The sequence below is a fragment of the Deferrisoma palaeochoriense genome, assembly GCF_054656955.1.
In genome coordinates this window covers 1-222 of the sequence record NZ_BAAHXI010000236.1, presented here as the reverse complement: position 1 = coordinate 222, position 222 = coordinate 1, and the positions used below count along the sequence as shown (strand labels likewise).

Annotated in this window: 1 protein-coding gene; it reads left to right on the top strand. The window is 60.8% G+C overall.

The genetic code is table 11. The features are described from left to right. A partial coding sequence (locus ACYQ8L_RS18850; RefSeq protein ID WP_459943342.1) for a transposase occupies positions 1–200 on the top strand: 200 nt, incomplete at its 5' end. Positions 201–222 lie beyond the last annotated feature (22 nt).

Genomic DNA, 222 nt, shown 5'->3' with positions numbered 1-222 from the left:
TTTTCCTTCCACCGTACTCGCCGGAACTCAACCCCGATGAACTGGTGTGGTCGCAGGTGAAGCGGCGAGTGGCCCGGGAGGTGGTGCGATCGAAGAAGGACCTGAAGGCCCGGGTCCTCTCCGCCTTGCGCTCGTTGCAGCGGATGCCGGACAAGATTCGGGGGTTTTTCCTGGCCCCAAGTTGCCGATACGCCGCCTAGGGATCTGGCAATACTTTTGTAG